The following is a 20,065-nucleotide window of genomic DNA, read 5'->3' on the forward strand; positions in this document are numbered from 1 at the left end:
CAACAAGCTGAAAAAAACTATGAACAAACAAGAGTATTTAAAACAAAGTAGAGAAATAGGACTTCACTCAAGATGTCCAATTTTGGAATATTGTAGGAGGCACGCTTTGACTATTTACTTTTATTCAGACTATTCTGATATTGATTATAATAACAACCTTTATGAAACTTTGAGAAAAGGAAACGCTATTCCTTCTGATTATGAGGAAAAGGAAATAAATATAGTTTCTGAACCGCCAACCTGGTCTAAAGGAAAAACGAACGGAATGTTTACAGGAATGTGTCCAGAAGTAAATCTTTTCGACACGGAAAATGGGTTACCAATGGCTCGTGGATTAGCTTGTACCGACGGAGTTTGGGATATTGAATTAAAGAAACCTGAACAATTTAAAAATTTAGAATCTAAACATTATTCTGAATGTTTGGAGTTTTCTAAACACTTCTATGAAAACAAAACAGTTGGACAAGTTAAAAAATCTACTAAAACAACTAAAAAATTTTGTTACACATATTTAATGCTTGATAGTAAATCTGGTTTGCATAAAATTGGAATGTCAAATGACCCAAATTATCGTGAAAAAACATTACGGAGTGAAGACCCGAAAATTAAAACAATTGCAAAAAGGAAATTTGCGACAAGAAAATTAGCATTGGAATTGGAAAATCATCTTCACGAATTTTATTCACATAAAAGAGTGCGTGGAGAATGGTTCGATTTGAACGCCAAAGAAGTTGATGAAATAATAAAATTGCTGAATGAATAAAAGCCAGTTGCAAACATGCTTATCTAACATATAAAAAAATAAATACTTTCTATAATTGATAAACTTTAAATTGAATACATTTTTCTACCCACCAATCTGCTTATTCTCTAATAAAAAAAATTCAGTTTGTACCTTCTCTAACGTAAAACCAACTGCGAAGTATTTTGAAAAATCACTAAAACACCAGTCATGTTTTCGGAAGATTAAAATGACTAAACTTCGCATAAAAAACTTGGAATAATCCCTGATTAAAAGTAAACAATAGTGTTTATTAATAGTAAACGTTTTTGTTTACTATTTAAATATTTTGTAATTTCATATAAAATTTGAATCATGTTACCAAGATTAAATAAAATTAAGGGTATCCATCCTGGTACTTTACTAAGATGGGAATTGAATAATCGGAATCTAAAAGGTTCTGAATTAGCTGAATTAATTGGCGAACACAAACAAACCATTAGTGCTATTCTAAATAAAAGAAGAGACATTAATCCAAAACTTTCAATTAAACTATCAAAAGAATTTAAGACTGATACAGATTACTTCATGTTATTACAAGCAAGTTATGACGTAAAAATCACCGAAGCATCTGAACTAAAAAGCATGCCTAATATTAGTAATGTTAGAAAAGAACTGTTTTGGGATACTAATTTTGACGACATAGATTGGATTAAAAATAAAAGAGCAGTTATCAAAAGAATTTTAGAAAGAGGAAATGAATCTGAAATAAATGAAATTATTTTATTCTACGGAAGAACAACTATTTTAAAAGAAATTAAATCCATAGGGACAAGTTATTTACCTTCTTTTAAGGCCAATCTTATTGCGCATAATTTAATATAATGAAGTTATATTTAAACACCGTTTCTGATGTATTGTGGCAAACCCTTAAACAATTAATGTTGATTGAGGAGCTTCATAGTTTTAGAATTGTTGGAGGTACTTCTTTAAGTCTTCAGTTAGGTCATAGAGCATCCATTGATATAGATTTATTCACAGATGCTGATTATGGAAGTATTGACTTCGCAAAACTTGAAGATATTTTAATTCAAACTTTTCCTTATGTGGAAAAGTCTTCTGTTGATTTAGTTGGATTGGGTAAATCTTATTTTATTGGCACTACTGAAAGTGATGTGGTAAAATTAGACTTATTCTATACAGACCCTTTTGTTTTTCCTTGTAGTACTGAACAAGGTGTTCGGTTTTCTAGTATTGAAGAAGTGGCAGCAATGAAATTTGAAATCATTGCACAAGGTGGCAGAAAAAAAGATTTTTGGGATATCCATGAACTGTTAGAAACCTATTCACTAAATGACATGATAGATTTTTATCTAAAAAGAAATCCTTATGGCTATTCTAAAGATGAACTATTAACTAAAGTTGTTGATTTCTCTGTTGCTGAAAAAGATTTTACGCCTAAATGTCTAAAAGGGAAAGTTTGGGAACTAATTAAAATAGATATTGAAAACTCATTAAAATAATGTAATAAAATTCCAAAAAGGCGATCCCGATAGCTATTGGGACGAAATCCCAAAAAAAGAAAGCTAAAACTGATTCAAATCCCTAGACTCCGCTAGTGCTCGTTTGAAACGAGTACCGTATTAAATAAGTCTCAATAATTTATATCAAAATAAAGTATAGAATATGACAATGTTCAGAAACGGTTAGCTTAAAATATAATTTATGGGTACTCGTTTCAAACGAGCACTAGCCCCCTGAAAAGATATTAATAAAAGTAAATCCTAATTATATTGAAAATAAGGAGAAAGCTCTCTATAAGTAAACACCTGAATTTCGGGTATTCTAAAAACTAGCAAACTAACCCGCGTTAGGGATTGAAGCCCTTCGACTACGCTCAGGACAGGCTCATCCTTTTTAAAACTATTAAAGCGACAAAGCCTATGTAGAACTAACATTTATGAGATAGCCACGTCCTTCGTCCTCGCTATGACGCTTTAAAAAGATATAGCAGAAAGCCCGACCCCTTTTCGGGGTAACGCCCAAATAATTACAATGCTAATTCGCCACTTCGCTAAAAAACTTTATTCTATACAAACGTAATTCCTCATCATCATAATCGCCATCAAATTCTTCGATGGCATCATTTATATCTTCAGATTCGGACTCCATAAAATACTCATGGATTTCTTCTTGTTGTTCTTCGTCTAAAATTTCATCAATCCAATAATTGATATTGAGTTTTGTGCCGGAATAGACAATGACTTCCATTTCTTTTATAAAATCGTCCATGGACATGCCCTTGGAGGACGCAATATCGTCTAAGGGTAGTTTTCTATCTACATTTTGAATGATGTACAGTTTATTTGCCGAATTGCTCCCAGTTGATTTTACAACCAAATCGTCTGGTCTGGTGATATCGTTATCTTCAACATATTGTGCTATTAACGCCACAAAATCTTTTCCGTATTTTTTAGATTTTCCATCGCCAACACCGTGCACATTTGCCAACTCTGTTAAGTTTATTGGATACTTGAGCGACATATCCTCTAACGAAGGATCTTGAAAAATCACAAACGGCGGCACACCCAATTTTTTTGCATTTTTCTTTCGTAAATCTTTTAGCATGCTCATTAAAGCAGCATCCGCAACGCCTACGCCACCTTTTTCTGCGGTAATGATACCATCGCTTTTACCTTTACCATCGTCAAACACATGGTCTTCCGTCATCATAAAAGATGTTGGCTTTTTGATGAATGCCTCGCCTTCTGGCTTTAATTTTATAACGCCATAGGTTTCAATATCTTTCTTTAAATAACCTGCAACTAAAAGTTGTCGCAGCAATGCCATCCAATATTTATCGTCTTGATCTTTTCCTTTTCCGAAGAAAGGCAGTTCGTTTGTTTTATGCGAGTTTATCATGGCATTTTCTTTACCAACAATAACACTCACTAAATCTTTGGATTTGTATTTTTCGTTGGTACTTTGAACAACTTCTAATAAAAGCTTCGCATTGTCCTTTGCTTCGATTTGCTTTTTTGGATGGCGCACGTTATCATCCATATCGCCACCTTCTCCTGTTTCTGTATCGAATTCTTCGCCGAAATAATGCAGGATAAATTTCCGTCTTGAGATTGAAGTTTCCGCAAACGCCACAACTTCTTGCAATAATGCGTGCCCAATTTCCTGTTCTGCCACAGGTTTACCAGACATGAATTTTTCTAGTTTTTCAATGTCCTTGTAGGCGTAATAGGCTAAACAATGACCTTCACCCCCATCGCGACCGCCTCTCCCTGTTTCCTGGTAATAGCTCTCAATACTTTTTGGAATGTCGTGATGAATTACAAAACGCACATCGGGTTTATCTATTCCCATCCCGAAAGCGATGGTAGCCACCACAACATCTACATCTTCCATTAGGAACTTATCTTGATGGCTCGATCTTGTTTTTGCGTCTAATCCTGCATGGTAAGGCACAGCTTTAACCCCATTAACTTGTAAAACTTGCGCCAACTCCTCAACACGTTTTCTGCTTAAACAATATACAATACCCGATTTTCCTTCATTCTGTTTTACAAAACGAATAATATCAACATCTACATTTTTAGTTTTCGGGCGTACTTCGTAATATAAATTAGGTCTGTTAAAAGAGGCTTTAAATGTAGTAGCTCCCGAGATTCCTAAATTTTTGATAATATCTTCTTGAACTTTTGGAGTTGCCGTAGCAGTCAATCCTATAATTGGAATATTATCGCCTATTCTGCCTATAATATGTCTTAGGTTTCTGTATTCTGGTCTAAAATCATGTCCCCACTCACTAATACAATGGGCTTCGTCAACAGCCATGAACGAGATTTTTACAGAACGTAAAAACTCCACGTTTTCTTCTTTGGTCAGCGATTCTGGTGCCACATAAAGCAATTTTGTGGTGCCATTGGTAATATCTTCCTTTACGCGCTTAACCTCTGTTTTGTTCAATGAAGAATTTAAAACATGTGCTACGCCTTCTTCATCTGAAATACCTCTAATTGCATCTACTTGATTTTTCATCAAAGCAATTAATGGAGAAACAATTATTGCAGTTCCTTCTTTCATTAATGCAGGTAATTGATAGCACAATGATTTTCCACCACCTGTTGGCATGATTACAAATGTATGTTTTCCAGATAGTAAGCTTTCTATAACAGGTTCTTGAAGTCCTTTAAATTTATTAAACCCGAAATACTTTTTTAATGCACCATGCAAGTCTGTTTTTACGATTGCCATGAAATCTATAAAGTTTATTAACTAATTATTTAATATACATTTACAAATAACCTTGTTAATTTAGTAATGTATATGGAGAGCCCCCAATCATTTTTTCGTTAGTTTTGTAACGAGATTTGAATTTACGATAAAATTTTAAATTGACTGACATTAAAGATAACAAAATCTTTTATAGCGTCGATTATATAAAACATAAAACCATAACTTTTTGAACAGTAAAGCAACTATTTTAGATACCGCAAGACAAACTATTGAAATGGAAGGTAAAGCCATTTTGAATTTATCTAAACTTGTAGATGATGATTTTGCAGATGCAGTTGAATTGATTTTTAATTCCAAAGGACGTGTTATAATAACGGGTATTGGTAAAAGTGCCATAATTGCCAATAAAATTGTAGCGACTTTAAATTCTACGGGAACACCTTCTATTTTTATGCATGCCGCCGATGCGATTCATGGCGATTTGGGATTGATTTTAGACAATGATGTGGTGGTTTGTATTTCTAAAAGTGGTAACACTCCTGAAATTAAAGTATTAGTGCCTTTAATAAAAATGGCGAAAAATAAAATGATTGCCATTACTGGAAACCCCGAATCTTTTTTAGTACAACAAGCCGATTATGTATTGAATACTTATGTTGAAAAAGAAGCATGCCCACATAATTTAGCACCAACCACAAGTACCACAGCGCAATTGGTCATTGGCGATGCGTTGGCTATTTGTTTATTGGAAAAAAGAGGTTTTTCAAGTAAGGATTTTGCAAAATACCATCCAGGGGGTGCTTTAGGCAAAAAATTATATTTAAGGGTGCATGACATTTCATCGGTAAATCAAAAACCGCAAGTTAGCCTCAATGCAAGTATTAAAGATGTGATTGTAGAAATAACTGAAAAACTTTTGGGCATAACGGCAGTAGTTGAAAACGGAGCTATTGTTGGTGTAATTACCGATGGTGATTTACGTAGAATGTTAACCAAAACGGATAATTTCTCATCGCTTACCGCTAAGGAAATCATGAGTGAAAACCCAAAACGAATTTCTCCTAATGCCATGGCTGTTGATGCTAAAGAACTTATGGAAGGTTTTGGCATTACGCAGTTATTAGTTGAAGACAATGGTAAATATGCTGGCGTTGTTCATTTACATGATTTGGTAAAAGAGGGTATTATATAATGGCGAAGAAAAACATAAACGAGATGTCTTTTTTAGATCATCTTGAAGATTTAAGGTGGCATTTAATTAGAATTGTTTTAGCAATTGTAATTGTTGGAGCGGTTGCATTTATCTCCAGTCGGTTTATTTTTGACGAGATCATTTTTGCACCTTTGGAAATGGATTTCCCAACCTATGATTTTTTGTGTAGATGTGCTAATTTCATTAATGTTGACACCACTTTTTGTGGTGAAAAAATCCCTTTGATTTTACAAAATAGGACAATGGCAGGACAATTTTCTGCTGATATTTGGACTGCTGTTTTGGGAGGTTTCATCCTTTCGTTCCCTTATGTTATTTATCAATTTTGGAAATTTATAAGTCCGGCAATGCATTCCAACGAAAGAAAACATTCCAGAGGGTTTATTATAGTTTCATCTTTATTGTTTTTCATCGGAGTTTTGTTTGGATACTATATTATTTGCCCGCTTTCCATTAATTTTTTAGCTAATTATAGCATATCCAAAATGGTTGACAATCAAATAGATATCAGTTCCTATATTGGATTGGTGAGAAATTCAGTTTTAGCCTCTGGATTAATTTTTGAATTGCCAATTATCATCTTTTTCTTGACCAAAGTTGGACTGGTAACTCCAGAGTTCCTTAGAAAATACAGAAAATATGCTTTGGTAATTGTTTTAATACTTTCAGCAATTATAACACCGCCAGATATTGCGAGTCAGGTTATTGTAGCGATTCCAATTTTAGTATTATATCAAGTGAGTATTTTTATTTCTAAAATGGTGATTAGAAATCAACGCAGAAAGGAGAAAGTACGTGTTTAATTTAGTTTGCAGTACTCAGTTAGCAGTTTGCAGCCGGAGTTTCCTGTCACAGTAAATCCGTCATAATTATAGTCTTTAGGGTTTAAAATCCTCTGTCATCTCCGTGTATTCTCTGTACATCTCTCTGCGTAACATTTTTTTTCAGCATACACTAATCCGTGAAATCCGTGTCAAAAAACAATAATAGTCCCAGTTTTCTGTTGTAATTAAAAAATTCGTGTCATTAGTCTCCCAGATTTAACTATTTTTGAAATATATATTATTACCCTTATGATTTTAAGAGCCGAAAATTTAATGAAGTCCTATAGCGGACGAAAAGTAGTAAAAGATGTTTCTCTTGAAGTAAATCAAGGTGAAATAGTTGGACTTTTAGGCCCAAACGGTGCTGGAAAAACCACATCTTTTTATATGATTGTTGGATTGATAAAACCCAACGGCGGTCATATATTTTTGGATAATACCGAAATCACAAAGTACCCAATGTACAAACGTGCGCAACATGGTATCGGGTATTTGGCACAAGAAGCTTCGGTATTTAGAAAACTGAGTATTGAAGATAATATTTTAAGTGTACTGCAACTTACCAAATTGAGCAAGAAAGAGCAGCACTTGAAAATGGAGTCTCTAATTGAAGAATTCGGACTCGGACATATTCGTAAAAGTAGAGGTGATTTATTATCTGGTGGCGAACGCCGTCGTACTGAAATTGCACGTGCTCTAGCAACCGATCCTAATTTTATTTTACTTGATGAACCTTTCGCAGGTGTTGACCCCGTGGCGGTTGAGGATATTCAGCGTATTGTAGCGCAATTGACTAAAAAGAATATCGGTATTTTGATTACCGACCATAATGTACAAGAAACCCTCGCCATTACCGATAGAACCTATTTAATGTTTGAAGGTAGTATTCTTAAAGCTGGAAAACCTGAGGAATTGGCTAATGATGAAATGGTACGTAAGGTTTATTTGGGTCAGAATTTTGAGTTGCGGAAGAAGAAGATTCGGGAGTAAACACTATAAATTTTGCTCATCTTACCCTAAACGATTGATTATGATCAAAAAGGTTTTTATTTGTTTTACACTTTTATTTTTTATCGCTTGTGTTGAAAACATAATTATAATGAAAACTCCAGAAGACGCTAAAGAGAAATTCGAAAATTTTATTTCTAAGAAAAAATTTTATCAAGAAAATTTCTACCCAGGAATTGGAGACGTTAAAAAAAGACCTGTCTTTACTAAAAACATTAATGAAGCAGCTTTAGATTTTCAGAGTATTTCTGAATCTGATAATCCTACAAATCTAAAATATCAAGAAAAAATAAAAATTGGTCTTTCTAGGTTTTCCCATATGTATTTAGAAATTGACACAGAAGATAGGGAAAGAATTTGTGGGTATTTTGAGGAACTAATGGATATTGTAGGGCTAGAAAGTTCTGGAGGTCATCTAAATGGCTTTATGTATTAACAATTTCACTTTGTATTTTATAAATGCTACTGTCATTCCTGCGTAGGCAGAAATCTATTTTTATAATTATTAGATTGTTTTGAGTGGATTCCTGCCTTAGCGGGAATGACAGAACAGGAAGATTTTATCTTAAAAAAAATATGTTTATTAACAAACCTACCCCTTTCTTCGCTCCAACAACACCATCATCATCAAACCTAAAATAATATGCTCTTCATCATCGGCATCAATTTCATTGAAATATTTCGCCTAAAACAAAGCTTTGTCTGGCAATTATTTTTCATCTCCTTTTACAAACTTCTTCTTAATAAAAACAAATAGTTTCACAAGTAAAAATGCAAAAAAACCAACAATTATTCCAACAATAAAATCTCTAACAAAACCGGGAAGTATGTCTAAAAAATGGTGCAAGACCTCAATGTTATGAACAAAAATACCGCCTGCTACCAATAATAAAGCTATAGTACCAATTACAGATAAACTTTTTATAACCCATGGTAAGGTATTGATCAAAATGTTTCCAAAAATGTACGATATGCTTTTCTTATTATCGTTTAAACTTACTAATCTTAAGCCAAAATCATCCATTCTAACAATAAGAGCAACAATGCCATACACCCCAATTGTAGCGATAATAGCAACTATAGACACCACTAAAATTTGAAACAAGATAGGTTTCCCAATTACAGTTCCAAGTGCAATAATTACGATTTCTACAGATAATATAAAATCAGTAAAAATAGCCGATTTAATTTTCGTTTTCTCTGCAACAAGCTGCTCTTCTTTAGACAAAACAATAACATCTTCTATGTGTTTTTTGTCATCATCTTCATGTTTATGAGGAAAGAAAAAATGATATATTTTCTCAAAACCTTCAAAAGCCAAATAGACACCTCCTAAAATCAAAGCCAAAGTTACTGCCCATGGTGCAAAAGCGCTAAGCAAGAAAGCAACTGGTAAAATAATTAATTTATTGAGGGCCGAACCTTTAGTTATTGCCCACAAAACGGGAAGCTCTCTTGAGGCTATAAATCCAGTTGCCTTTTCAGCATTTACAGCTAAGTCATCGCCTAAAATACCAGCAGTCTTTTTTGTGCTTATTTTACTCATTACAACCACATCGTCCATTAAAGCGGCTATGTCGTCAAATAATGCAAAAAACCCTGATGCCATGATATTTATTTAGAGGTTAGATTGTCTAAAACAGACATGAGTATATACAATAATATGATAATTGGTATGGCTGCAAAATGTAATACGATAAGCAATACCAAACACAAAATTATAAAGATGTATCTGGTAGCATTTGGTTTAAAGCTATAATCCTTAAACTTTAAAGCGAACAGCTTAACATTTGAATTTAAGATCCAACAACTGAATGCTGTTAAACCAATTAAAAACCATTTATTTAAAATAATAGCATTAATCACATCATTATTCTGAAATTCCAAAATTAATGGTAAAGAAATGATTAATAAGGTATTTGCAGGCGTTGGCAACCCTTTAAAAAAGCTTTGTTGTTCTGTGTCTATATTGAATTTTGCCAATCTAAAAGCAGAGCCCAAGGTTATTGCTAAACCTAAAAAAGGCAACAAGCTACCACCTGCTATTCCCAATAATGAATCAAAACCCCTATGTTCTTGAAGATTATCAACCCACGCAATTTGTGTTAACCCAATGAGCTTAAACATCACAATTCCTGGCACCAATCCGCTAGTAACTACATCTGCCAAAGAATCCAATTGTAATCCCAGTTCACCCTGAACGTTAAATTTACGTGCTGCAAAACCATCAAAGAAATCGAAAAATATGCCTAAAAAAACAAATAGTGCCGCAGCAATAAAATTATCATTAACAGCAAAAATAACAGCAATACTTCCGCAGAATAAATTGAGAAGTGTTAATGCATTTGGTATATATCGCTTCATAAATAAAATATTTCGGTAAAAATAGCAAACAATTTTAGTCTATGGCATGTATTGAACAATATCTGTTATTATTTGTAGTTTATACGATAACATTCTACGGGTAACCATATTTTTAAATAAGTGTGAAAATCTTGTTTTCTGTGTGATATGTTATGATAGAAAAGGTATAATGTGCATCTTTGTAAAAAAATTGCGATTGAGATATTACATAACTGTTTTATTTGGTTTAATAACACTTTCCGTATTTAGTCAAACCGTTAGAAAATATTCTAATGAGTTTATGAATATTGGTGTAGATGCTGCTGCTTTGGGAATGAGTAGTGCGGTAACCTCACATTCCGCAGATGTGAATTCTGGGTATTGGAATCCTGCTGGGTTGGTCAATATTGAAGATAATCAGCTTGCCCTAATGCATTCCAGTTACTTTGCAAATATTGCCAATTACGACTATGCCGCTTTTGCAATGCCAATAGATAATAGAAGCGCCGTTGGTATTTCCTTAATTCGATTTGCTGTGGATGATATTTTAAACACCACCCAACTTATTGATGAACAGGGAAATATAAATTACGATAGAATTAGTTTATTCTCTACTGCCGATTATGGCATCACGTTTTCATATGCTAGAAAATCAACTTTAAATGATGGATTAAGCTTTGGAGCAAACGCAAAAGTTATTCGAAGGATTATAGGCGATTTTGCGTCCTCTTGGGGATTTGGGTTGGATGCCGGGATTCAATATAAGACTAGAAACGATTGGAGTTTTGGTGTTATGGCACGGGATATTACCACTACATTTAATGCGTGGGCAATAGATGAAGCGGAATTTCAAACCATTAAAGATGCCGTCGAGGGTCAGAACCAAGAATTGCCTGAAACTACTGAAATTACCATTCCTAAATTACAGATAGGGATTTCTAAACTCATAACATTTCATTACGATTATACGCTTCTAGCTTCTGCTAATGTAAATGTTCGGTTTGAAGAGAACAATGATGTTTTTTCGTCGTCTTTCGCTAGTATCAACCCTGCTTTAGGTTTTGAATTTGCATATCTAGATATGGTGTATTTGCGTGGTGGCGCTGGGAATTTTCAAAACGAAACACAAATTGATGACTCAGAACAAGTGAGTTTTCAACCAAGTTTCGGTTTGGGCTTTAAATATAGTGGTGTACAGATAGATTATGCCTTTACCGATATTGGCGACCAAAGTGTGGCATTATATTCCAATGTATTTTCTTTAAAAATCGATTTAAGTATCTTTAGATAATGAAGACATCATTACTCTTATTTTTCTCTTTTCTTTTCTTATCAGTACAAGCACAGCATCTTTCGGAAAGTGCCGAAATAAGCGTATTGACCGTTGGCCCTGGCACTCATCTAAACGATGCTTTCGGACATAATGCCTTCAGAATTAAAGATTTTAACAACAAGCTGGATGTTGTTTATGGGTATGGCGAATTTGATTTTGAAGCCCCTAATTTCTATTTGAAATTTGCCCAAGGGAAATTAAATTATAAAATAGGAAAAACTTCTTTTGATAGGTTTTATCGTGTGTATGAATATTATAACAGAACGATTAAAGAACAGGTTTTAAATTTAAGTCAGGACCAGAAACAAAGGCTGTATGATTTTTTAATACATAATTATAAACCTGAAAACAGGGCTTATTTATACGAATTCTTCTTTGATAATTGCGCCACCAAAATAAAGGATGTCGCTCAAATTGCGGTCAATAATTCCATTAAATTTAATATTCCAGAGGACTATATGGAAGCTTCTTTTAGAACATTAATACACGAAAACTTGAATAGGAATTCTTGGGGAAGTTTTGGAATAGATTTGGCTCTTGGTTCTGTGATCGATAGAAAAGCTACGCCTGAACAACATATGTTTTTACCGAAGAATATTTATAAATTCTTTGAGAACGCTACGTTTGGAAGTGATGAAACACCATTGGTTAAAGAGAGCCTGCTTGTTTATGAGCAAAAGCCAAGAGAAAATAGTTCTAATTTTTTGACAAGTCCGTTATTTGTTTTTGGGATTATCGGATTGTTCATTCTATTTATTACTTACAAAGATTATAAATCTCAAAAGCACACGAAATCCTTAGATATTATAATCTTTAGTATTACTGGAATAACCGGTATTGTTATTTTACTGCTTTGGTTTGCCACGGACCATACTGGAACACATCAGAATTATAATTTATTATGGGCGAATGCTCTTAATTTAATAGCTGTTTTTCAATTGTTCAAAAAAGAGGTGAGTTCTTGGTTTGTGAAATACTTGAAACTATTGGTGATCTTATTGTGTTTGCTAACGTTGCATTGGATTATTGGCGTTCAGGTTTTTGCTATTGGGTTGGTTCCTTTGCTTATTGGGCTGTTCGTGAGGTATTTATATCTGATTGGTTTTTTAAAAAAATATTAGACACGTCCCGAGAGCTATCTGGATCACGGACCTGCCTACCGGGAGGTTCTCACGGATTACTGACTGCTGAAAATTGTTTCGTGGAGATTCACGGAGACGGTGCGGAAATACACAGGGAATTCTTTGAATATTGAAATTTTCAATTTCTATTTCGAATAAAACCGAGACTGAATACTGAATACAGCAAACTGAATACTGCATACTAAATCCCCCCTACTGTCCTCTTAAGAAAATTACGGTACTTAGCGTTTTCATTAGTATATTAACATCGAGTGCGAAACTTCTATGCTTGATATAATACAGGTCGTATTGGAGTTTTAATAAGCTATCATCTATAGATGATCCATATCTTGTTCTTACTTGTGCCCAACCTGTTAAACCTGGTTTTACAATATGGCGTGTCTCGTAAAAAGGAAGTACTTGAGACAGCTCCCTTACAAAATGAGGACGCTCTGGTCTTGGACCAATTAAACTCATTTCTCCTTTCAATATGTTTATAAATTGAGGGATCTCATCGAGCCTAGTATTTCTCATGAACTTACCAAAGGGCGTTATTCTATGATCATTCTTTTTTGCCCAAACCGCACCGTCCTTTTCAGCATTTCTTATCATGGTTCTGTACTTCACTATTAGAAAAAGCTTACCATTTTTCCCAATACGCTCTTGCGTATAAAAAAGAGAACCTCTATTGGCTATCAGGTTTCCCAATATTATAAAGGGTAAAAATAGAATACCAATTAAAATACCAATAGTAGATACTACAATATCAACAAAACGATGAAAAAAGAGATACATTTTGTTTTGATTGCTTCTACTAAAAGGGAAATACTTGTAAAAATCCCTTCCAACAAACTGAACAGGTATTCTTTGCGTTAATTCTTCATATACCTGCGTGTATTCCTTAATGGGCAATCCGCCTTCAAGGAGCGTAATCAGGTCTTTATAAATTTCTGAGGTTATATTTTCAGAATTATAACTGGCTACGACTACTTCTGAAATATTATTATCCCGAATGACTTGATATATTTGTTTTGGACTATACTCTCTTAAGCCTTTAAAATTCACCTTTTCGGTCTTATTAATTTCACAATTAATAAATCCCACGATTTTGTAATTAGGATCTGAATCGTTAAACGTTTCTAAAATGGTTTTAATATTTGAAGTCTCTCCTACTATCAGTACTTTTTTATAAAAACGAGGTGATGTTACAAAAGTGATATAAGCAAAACGCCAAAGTAATAACGCGCCTAAAATTGAGACGAAAAAATACAGAATCTGCAATCTATTCTCGGGCAAGACGGGTGTAAAATAGGGCGTTAAAAAGTAGAAGAGTACTGTTACCGATGCTGTTAATAAAATATTTACCCAAACTTTTTCGAACTTACTGGATTTTTGTAAATCGTATAATTCGAAAATAGTACCAAAAACAGAGATGTAAAGAATTAACACCAACATCCATTTCCAGTTTTCTGGAGTGATTGAGAAGTAGTCAAAATCAAAAGTGTTACCAACAAAATATAATACGACCAGTATTGTTACGACATCGATAAGTCTTAAAAGAACTTTTCGTTCAGATATATTAAAATGTATGCCTTTTTTTAGCATTAATGTTAGGGAGGTTTTGCTATGTAAAGATACTAAGTTAATTTGATAACCAATGTTAAGATAGAATTGAAAACCACTTTTGTTTTACAACTTCCCAATCGAATTGTGCAACTTTTTTTCGGGCATTGTTTACTATTTCATTCAAATAGTCTTTATCATGTATAAGGTTTAAAATTTCTGATTTAAAAACTTCAGTATTATCAGGTGCTACTAAAACACCATCTACACCATTATCAATTAAAAAAGGAAGTCCTCCAACGTTTGTCGATATTACGGGTAAACCTAGCGCCATAGCTTCAATAACACTTACTGGTGTATTATCAATATTTGTGGTATTGATAAAAATAGTATGGGCTTCTGCTTTTTTGTGCCATGCTGTTTTGGTTAGTTTTCCCGTAAATTGAACGTCTAGTTTCAGTTGTTTCGCGAGTGCTTTTGTTTCTATAAGACTTCCATCATTATCAGGACCAATCATGCATAAACTTGCATTTATATTTTCATCTTTAAGTGCTTTTAAGATTTTAACTGCCAATTTCGGATTGTAAAGCTTTGAAAAAGACCGAACCCATAACAATTTTATCGTTTTAATGGTTCTCTTCTCGAATTTGTAATTTTTAAGTTCAATTGTGTTTGGTATGTAAACTAGGTTCTTAAATCCAGCCTTTTCAAAATTTGTCATTAAATATAACGAAGGGGCAACATTGACATAAGCATTATCAAATAGTTGCTTTGAAAGTTTGGACGATTTTTTTATGCGCTCTGGCAAATTACCTCCATGCAAAATCGGAATATATTTCAACTTAAAAAACCTACATAATCGACTTGATAGATATGCATAATAAAAGTTGGAGGTACTATAAGTGTCAATTAAAACATAATCGACGTTGTTTCGGTTTTTTGCAATATGAAATAACATATCCAACAAGCGCATAAGCTTATTCGCTTTGCGAGAGGCAGTAATCACATCAAAATTCTCTGAACGTAATAATCTGCTTAACGTATCAATCGTTGTTTCGGTTTTATCCATTTGTGACAACTGATTTCCTATGTAAAGAATATTTTTCATGTGCTTCTTTCCTGTCCCTCCGTTGTATCGCATTTGGCATCAATTTGCTTGCGCTAATTTTACGCTTCTCTTACGTTTTGAAGGTTCAAAAGTTAAATTCAATAAACATAATGCATAAATAAATGCTGGAGCTGCTATTCTCATAGCCGAGTGGTTGATGGTTAAAATCCAAAACAAATAGAAAGCATAAAAAAATATGTTTTTTCTGTTTTTTATTCTGAACACCAAAGGTGTAATTATTAAAACCAAGAGGGCTAGAACACCTATTACACCGTGTTCTGCGAGCATTCTACTTACTTCATTATGTGATGCCGATTCTATACCATCCTGCTCTAATCTTATTTCTTTCATTTTCCCAACACCTACACCCAAAAATGGATTTTCAAAAAACACTTTTAATTCAGATTCTAAAAGATCTTTTCTTCCTGTAGTAACATCTTCTTTTTCTCGCCCAATAGCGTCTTCATTAGCATAACGCTTATCTAAGAGCCCAAAAGTATTAAAGGAGCTAAACATCCAAGTAAATACCAAAACAAGTCCAAATATACTCATTAAACTGATTATTTTTATTCGGAACTGTTTGCTTGTATAAACATAATATGTTCCTACAAAAGCAACTATCATAATTCCTGCAACAAAAACACCTCCTCTACTAAAAGTAATTAATGCCCTATAGGTCATAAAAGCGATTAAGCATAAATGAAAAAGTTTAAAAAAAAGAGTTTTAGAGTCTAAAAAAAACTTTACAACCAACATAAAAATACCAAACCCTAACATTGTCGAGACTTGGTTTGGGCCAAACCCTCCTGATGTTGCGAAGTTTGAACCTGTACCTGTTAATACTTCTTTTAAACTAGGCGTGTATAAAGAGAGGTAAACAACCGTGGATAATATTGGTAATAAAAAAGCGAGTATTAACTTTTTCATGTCTTGAAACCTCAAAGATCTATTGTAACAATAAAGCGCAGAAATTCCTAAACAAAATGGTCCACTTAAATTGAAGGTCACAGCTTTTCTTACGTTTGTACCTAAATCTAAGGTGCTTGATGCAACTATGATACTTGGCACTAACAGAAAAAGAAAGATAATATATGTGTAGGCTCTCTTATCAACTTTCCCACTTAAAAATATACCTAAAACTATAAATAAAACAACAGCATATTTAGAAGATTCGTAGCCAATATTCCCTCCTGTCATTCTTAAAAACACTTCGGCTCCTACCGTGTAAGCACATGTCATTAGCACTACAATAGTCTTGTTTTTTGTAGGTGCCTTGAGTATTAAAATAACACTAACACCAACAATTCCCAAAAAATAAACTACAGATAGCGATTTTACAGAATAAATAATAAACCCCAACACTAGGTGTATGATTACTAATCTTAGATATTTACTTTTTAGAATATGCACTTATACGTTTTGATAAATTTTAATGAGATTTTCAATCGCCTGTTTTTTACCGAAATTCTCTTTTATATGATAAAATAACGACATCCCTAATTGTTTTCTTAAAACAGCATCTTCGGTTAACTCTAATATTGCTTTACTTAATTCTTTTTCGTTATTAGAATCTATCAATCTCCCTACATCATCATTTACAACCACTAAGTTACAGTCTCCAACATTAGTTACAACTACGGGTAGTTTAGCCAAACCATATTCTAAAAGAGACATTGGTAAACCTTCTGATTTTGAAGATAAAACACCTATGTCACATTGGCTTAAAATACTCATAGTGTCTTGACAGCTACCATAAATAAAAACAGAATTCGATAAATTTAATGATACTATTTTATTTCTCACTTTTTTTGAATAGTCATCCTGAAAATCTTTACCTATTAAATGGAGCGTCCAGTATGGTTTTACTTTGTTAACGATACAAAATGCTTTAAGTAAGTTGATATGGTCTTTATCGCTTCTTAAATTTGCTAAACATACTATTCGTTTCAATGTGGTTCCATGGAGCTCTGTCGATTTTATTTCGTTACTTTCTACCACAAAATTTGATAAAACATGTACCGATTTACAATTTAACTTTTTTTTAGACCAATCCTTTAATCTATTGTTAACAGTAATTATTTGTGAAAAAAAATAAGAACAAACCTTTAAAATAGATTTATTAAAAATTGAAGAATTCTCTCGATTTCCAAAATGGTCATGCCAGACTATTTTAACCTTTCTATTTACAATTTTAACTTGTGTGGCAAGAAAAAAAGATGAAGAATGCGCATGAATTATATCTATTTTTTGGTTAATAATAAAATGATTTAATCTTTTAACTGCTTTAAAATCTATTGCTTTTTTTTTATTTAAAAATAAATAGCCTACATCTTTAGAAATTCCGTGCTTCAAAATGCCCTCTTTTCGTGTCGCACACAAAAAAGAAACTCCCACCATTTTAGATAGACCATTTGCTAAATTAACAGCAACACGTTCGGCGCCACCTGCTTCCAATGAATCTATAAGCTGAAGTACTCGCATTTAAATTAAGTTCTTGATTTCTAATTCAAAATAGTCTAAAGTGAATTTTTGTGACCATTTTGATGCTAATTTAGACATCTCAATCAAATCAACACTATGTATCGTTTCTATTATTTTTAGTACAGCAGATTCAACCTCTGGTTCAATCAAAATACCTCGATTATCATTATCCAACATATTTGGAACACATGATACTTTTGAAGCAATTGGAATAACACCAAAAAACATGGCTTCTGCAACAGCCTTTGGCCAGCCTTCAGATTTTGATGGCAGTATTAAAAAATGAGATTTCTTTAAAGTTTCCTTTATGGAGTTAATAGATTTATTGCCTTCTAAAGTAATGCTGTTCTGTAGTTGTTTTTCGTTTATATATTCCTGTAAATTGGCTTTTAAAGGTCCATCACCAAAAATTTTAAAAGTTACATCTATACCCTTTTCAATTAAAAGCTCTACTATCTTAATGGCCAATTTTGGCTGTTTGCCCAATACTAAACTTCCAACAAAAACAAATTGTAATTGTTCGTTATAGTTTCTTTCGTAGGTTTCCGTTTTATCAGAATCTCTAAAAGATGCCGTGAAAAATGGCTTTATATTTTTGGTTTGCTGCTCCCATTCCCCATAAACCAAAACTGTCATGTTTCTGGATAAAAACGTATTGCTCAATAGCCATTTTTGAAATTTATAACTCAAGGGTTGTTTTGCCTTAGGATCCCAATTACCAGCATATTTTGCGGTTTTTATTTTCTTCGGAAATAAAACTTGAACGAGACACCCCAGTAAACCGATGTTTCCAGGGCATCTTAAATGAATATGATCTGCTGTTTTGCAAGTCTTAAAAATTTGAATGAATAGTATTGGTAGGCGAAAAAGAGATTTAAAAATATGCTTTATAGAAGTAAATTGAATTTGTGAAATTTTATTTAATGTTATGCTTTTATGTTGATAAGGAATTTCGATAGCATTTGTTGCTTCATCTATCACAGGAGCTACTATAGTAACTTTATCTACATACTTAAGCCATAAATTCATTTCCCTTACATAAGGTTCATAGGCAGAAATTTTCCCTGCGCTTAGCTTATGTACAACATGGGAAATGATTACAAAATTCATGATTCTACTTTTGGTTTTTTAAAAATTAAAGACCACCACCCCACTATTCTGCCTAACGTCTCTGAAAATGCCTCGCTTTTCTTATTCGTATTCAAAACATTGGTACACCGAATTAATGTCAGCAAAAATGCAGTAGCATGCCATTTTATTCTGGCTTTAAAACTAGGATTTGAATATTTAACCCGCCAAACATACCAACCATTTCTAATGACCATTTTACCATATTTAAACTTGTTTGGTCTTCCAGAACCTTCATGATAATGTGCTAATTGCGCCTTGGTGTTTATATATAGTTTCCCCAATTTTGCGAGTCTTAAAGAGAAATCTGCGTCTTCATACAAGCCATAACCTTCAAAATATGTTGAAAATTTCAATGTTTCAAAAATCTCTTTTTTATAGGACGAAACGCCTCCCATAATTTGTTCCACTTCGTATATTTTTCCTGAAGGAGGTAAAAAGCTCACACTTCTACCATGCGAAAATGTTGGCATAAAACCTGGTACAGCATCTGGCAACAACCCAAATTTACGTCTTAATTTAAATCTAGAAGGTTCGGTACGCATCCAACCATCAAAATAAAATTTATTAGGGTTAGATTCTTCTAAAGTCTTTTCCCATTTAACTTCGTTGTTAATATAACCACCAACTGCTAATGCATCTGGCTTAAGCTTGTACGTACTTATCAATTCTTCAAAATAGGTGTCTTCAAGAACAACATCATCATCTAAAAAACAAATAATTTCAGAAGTTGTATCCACCAAATTAATACCATAATTGCGCTGTTTTGTTAAACCTCTATGCGCTTCTTCAACTTTATGGTATTTTAAATTTTTAAAGTTGCTATTCTGCAAAACCAATTGCGTATCAGTATTTGTAGATCCATCTACAATTAATATTTCATTTGGATATAGTGTTTGCTGCTCTACCGATTTAAGTAAATCTAAAATAGGTTTTGGGCGCATGTAAGTACACACTATTAATGAGAAATTCAT

The 20,065-nt window shown here is 33.1% G+C and carries 18 protein-coding genes; 9 read left to right on the plus strand and 9 right to left on the minus strand.

The genetic code is table 11. The features are described 5' to 3' along the window. The first annotated feature begins 19 nt into the window (after positions 1 to 19). The 3 genes from ABXQ82_RS15870 (at position 20) to ABXQ82_RS15880 (ending at position 2,244) form a co-directional block, all read left to right on the plus strand. The gene (locus ABXQ82_RS15870) at positions 20 to 763 is read left to right on the plus strand and encodes a GIY-YIG nuclease family protein (RefSeq protein WP_367061965.1); all 744 of its coding nucleotides are present in this window, start codon (positions 20 to 22) and stop codon (positions 761 to 763) included. A gap of 333 nt (positions 764 to 1,096) precedes the next feature. Continuing rightward, positions 1,097 to 1,606: a HigA family addiction module antitoxin gene (locus ABXQ82_RS15875; protein WP_367061968.1), complete on the plus strand. Its 510-nt coding sequence runs from the start codon at positions 1,097 to 1,099 to the stop codon at positions 1,604 to 1,606. Then, the gene (locus ABXQ82_RS15880; RefSeq protein ID WP_367061971.1) at positions 1,606 to 2,244 is read left to right on the plus strand and encodes a nucleotidyl transferase AbiEii/AbiGii toxin family protein; all 639 of its coding nucleotides are present in this window, start codon (positions 1,606 to 1,608) and stop codon (positions 2,242 to 2,244) included. The genes ABXQ82_RS15875 and ABXQ82_RS15880 overlap by 1 nt, the downstream gene beginning before the upstream one ends. A gap of 535 nt (positions 2,245 to 2,779) precedes the next feature. On the opposite strand, the gene ABXQ82_RS15885 is transcribed toward ABXQ82_RS15880, so the two are convergent. Next, on the minus strand, positions 2,780 to 4,987 hold the full coding sequence (locus ABXQ82_RS15885; RefSeq protein WP_367061974.1) for a RecQ family ATP-dependent DNA helicase: 2,208 nt from the start codon (positions 4,985 to 4,987) through the stop codon (positions 2,780 to 2,782). Between the two features lie 208 nt (positions 4,988 to 5,195). Between ABXQ82_RS15885 and ABXQ82_RS15890 the strand changes: the two genes are divergently transcribed. The 4 genes from ABXQ82_RS15890 to ABXQ82_RS15905 all read left to right on the plus strand — a co-directional run bounded on the left by ABXQ82_RS15890 (position 5,196) and on the right by ABXQ82_RS15905 (position 8,450). Then, on the plus strand, positions 5,196 to 6,161 hold the full coding sequence (locus ABXQ82_RS15890; protein ID WP_367061977.1) for a KpsF/GutQ family sugar-phosphate isomerase: 966 nt from the start codon (positions 5,196 to 5,198) through the stop codon (positions 6,159 to 6,161). After that, positions 6,161 to 6,985: a twin-arginine translocase subunit TatC gene (tatC, locus tag ABXQ82_RS15895; protein WP_367061980.1), complete on the plus strand. Its 825-nt coding sequence runs from the start codon at positions 6,161 to 6,163 to the stop codon at positions 6,983 to 6,985. Before ABXQ82_RS15890 ends, tatC begins: the two co-directional genes overlap by 1 nt. Before the next feature lie 270 nt (positions 6,986 to 7,255). Continuing rightward, entirely contained in the window at positions 7,256 to 7,996 is a 741-nt protein-coding gene (lptB, locus tag ABXQ82_RS15900; RefSeq protein ID WP_367061983.1) for an LPS export ABC transporter ATP-binding protein, read from the plus strand. 109 nt (positions 7,997 to 8,105) lie between these two features. Beyond that, a complete protein-coding gene (locus ABXQ82_RS15905) occupies positions 8,106 to 8,450 on the plus strand; it encodes a DUF4844 domain-containing protein (RefSeq protein ID WP_367061986.1) in 345 nt (114 codons plus the stop codon). A gap of 273 nt (positions 8,451 to 8,723) precedes the next feature. Here the strand turns inward: ABXQ82_RS15905 and ABXQ82_RS15910 are convergent, their stop codons facing one another. Together ABXQ82_RS15910 and ABXQ82_RS15915 are read right to left on the minus strand one after the other, a co-directional pair. After that, entirely contained in the window at positions 8,724 to 9,623 is a 900-nt protein-coding gene (locus ABXQ82_RS15910; RefSeq protein WP_367061989.1) for a DUF808 domain-containing protein, read from the minus strand. 5 nt (positions 9,624 to 9,628) lie between these two features. Next, positions 9,629 to 10,378, minus strand: coding sequence for a CDP-alcohol phosphatidyltransferase family protein (locus tag ABXQ82_RS15915; RefSeq protein ID WP_367061992.1), 750 nt, complete (start codon positions 10,376 to 10,378; stop codon positions 9,629 to 9,631). Between the two features lie 280 nt (positions 10,379 to 10,658). On the opposite strand from ABXQ82_RS15915, the gene ABXQ82_RS15920 reads away from it, so the two are divergent. Next, positions 10,659 to 11,648: a PorV/PorQ family protein gene (locus tag ABXQ82_RS15920; RefSeq protein WP_367062125.1), complete on the plus strand. Its 990-nt coding sequence runs from the start codon at positions 10,659 to 10,661 to the stop codon at positions 11,646 to 11,648. Then, positions 11,648 to 12,811, plus strand: coding sequence for a DUF4105 domain-containing protein (locus tag ABXQ82_RS15925; protein ID WP_367061995.1), 1,164 nt, complete (start codon positions 11,648 to 11,650; stop codon positions 12,809 to 12,811). The genes ABXQ82_RS15920 and ABXQ82_RS15925 overlap by 1 nt, the downstream gene beginning before the upstream one ends. Before the next feature lie 213 nt (positions 12,812 to 13,024). Here ABXQ82_RS15925 and ABXQ82_RS15930 read toward each other — a convergent pair whose 3' ends face one another. From ABXQ82_RS15930 to ABXQ82_RS15955, 6 genes are read right to left on the minus strand one after another with little or no spacing between them, the layout of a single operon-like run. Beyond that, entirely contained in the window at positions 13,025 to 14,416 is a 1,392-nt protein-coding gene (locus tag ABXQ82_RS15930; protein WP_367061998.1) for a sugar transferase, read from the minus strand. Positions 14,417 to 14,471: 55 nt separating this feature from the next. Then, positions 14,472 to 15,515 (minus strand): glycosyltransferase family 4 protein, encoded by a 1,044-nt coding sequence (locus ABXQ82_RS15935; protein WP_367062001.1) that lies wholly within the window; start codon positions 15,513 to 15,515, stop codon positions 14,472 to 14,474. A gap of 6 nt (positions 15,516 to 15,521) precedes the next feature. After that, the gene (locus tag ABXQ82_RS15940) at positions 15,522 to 16,892 is read right to left on the minus strand and encodes an O-antigen ligase family protein (RefSeq protein ID WP_367062004.1); all 1,371 of its coding nucleotides are present in this window, start codon (positions 16,890 to 16,892) and stop codon (positions 15,522 to 15,524) included. Then, the gene (locus ABXQ82_RS15945) at positions 16,893 to 17,963 is read right to left on the minus strand and encodes a glycosyltransferase family 4 protein (protein ID WP_367062007.1); all 1,071 of its coding nucleotides are present in this window, start codon (positions 17,961 to 17,963) and stop codon (positions 16,893 to 16,895) included. Then, positions 17,964 to 19,073, minus strand: coding sequence for a glycosyltransferase (locus tag ABXQ82_RS15950; protein WP_367062010.1), 1,110 nt, complete (start codon positions 19,071 to 19,073; stop codon positions 17,964 to 17,966). It lies immediately after the preceding gene. Further along, positions 19,070 to 20,065 (minus strand): glycosyltransferase family A protein, encoded by a 996-nt coding sequence (locus ABXQ82_RS15955; RefSeq protein WP_367062013.1) that lies wholly within the window; start codon positions 20,063 to 20,065, stop codon positions 19,070 to 19,072. The genes ABXQ82_RS15950 and ABXQ82_RS15955 overlap by 4 nt, the downstream gene beginning before the upstream one ends.

It is taken from the genome of Algibacter sp. 2305UL17-15, from assembly GCF_040720935.1.
Taxonomy (GTDB): domain Bacteria; phylum Bacteroidota; class Bacteroidia; order Flavobacteriales; family Flavobacteriaceae; genus Jejuia.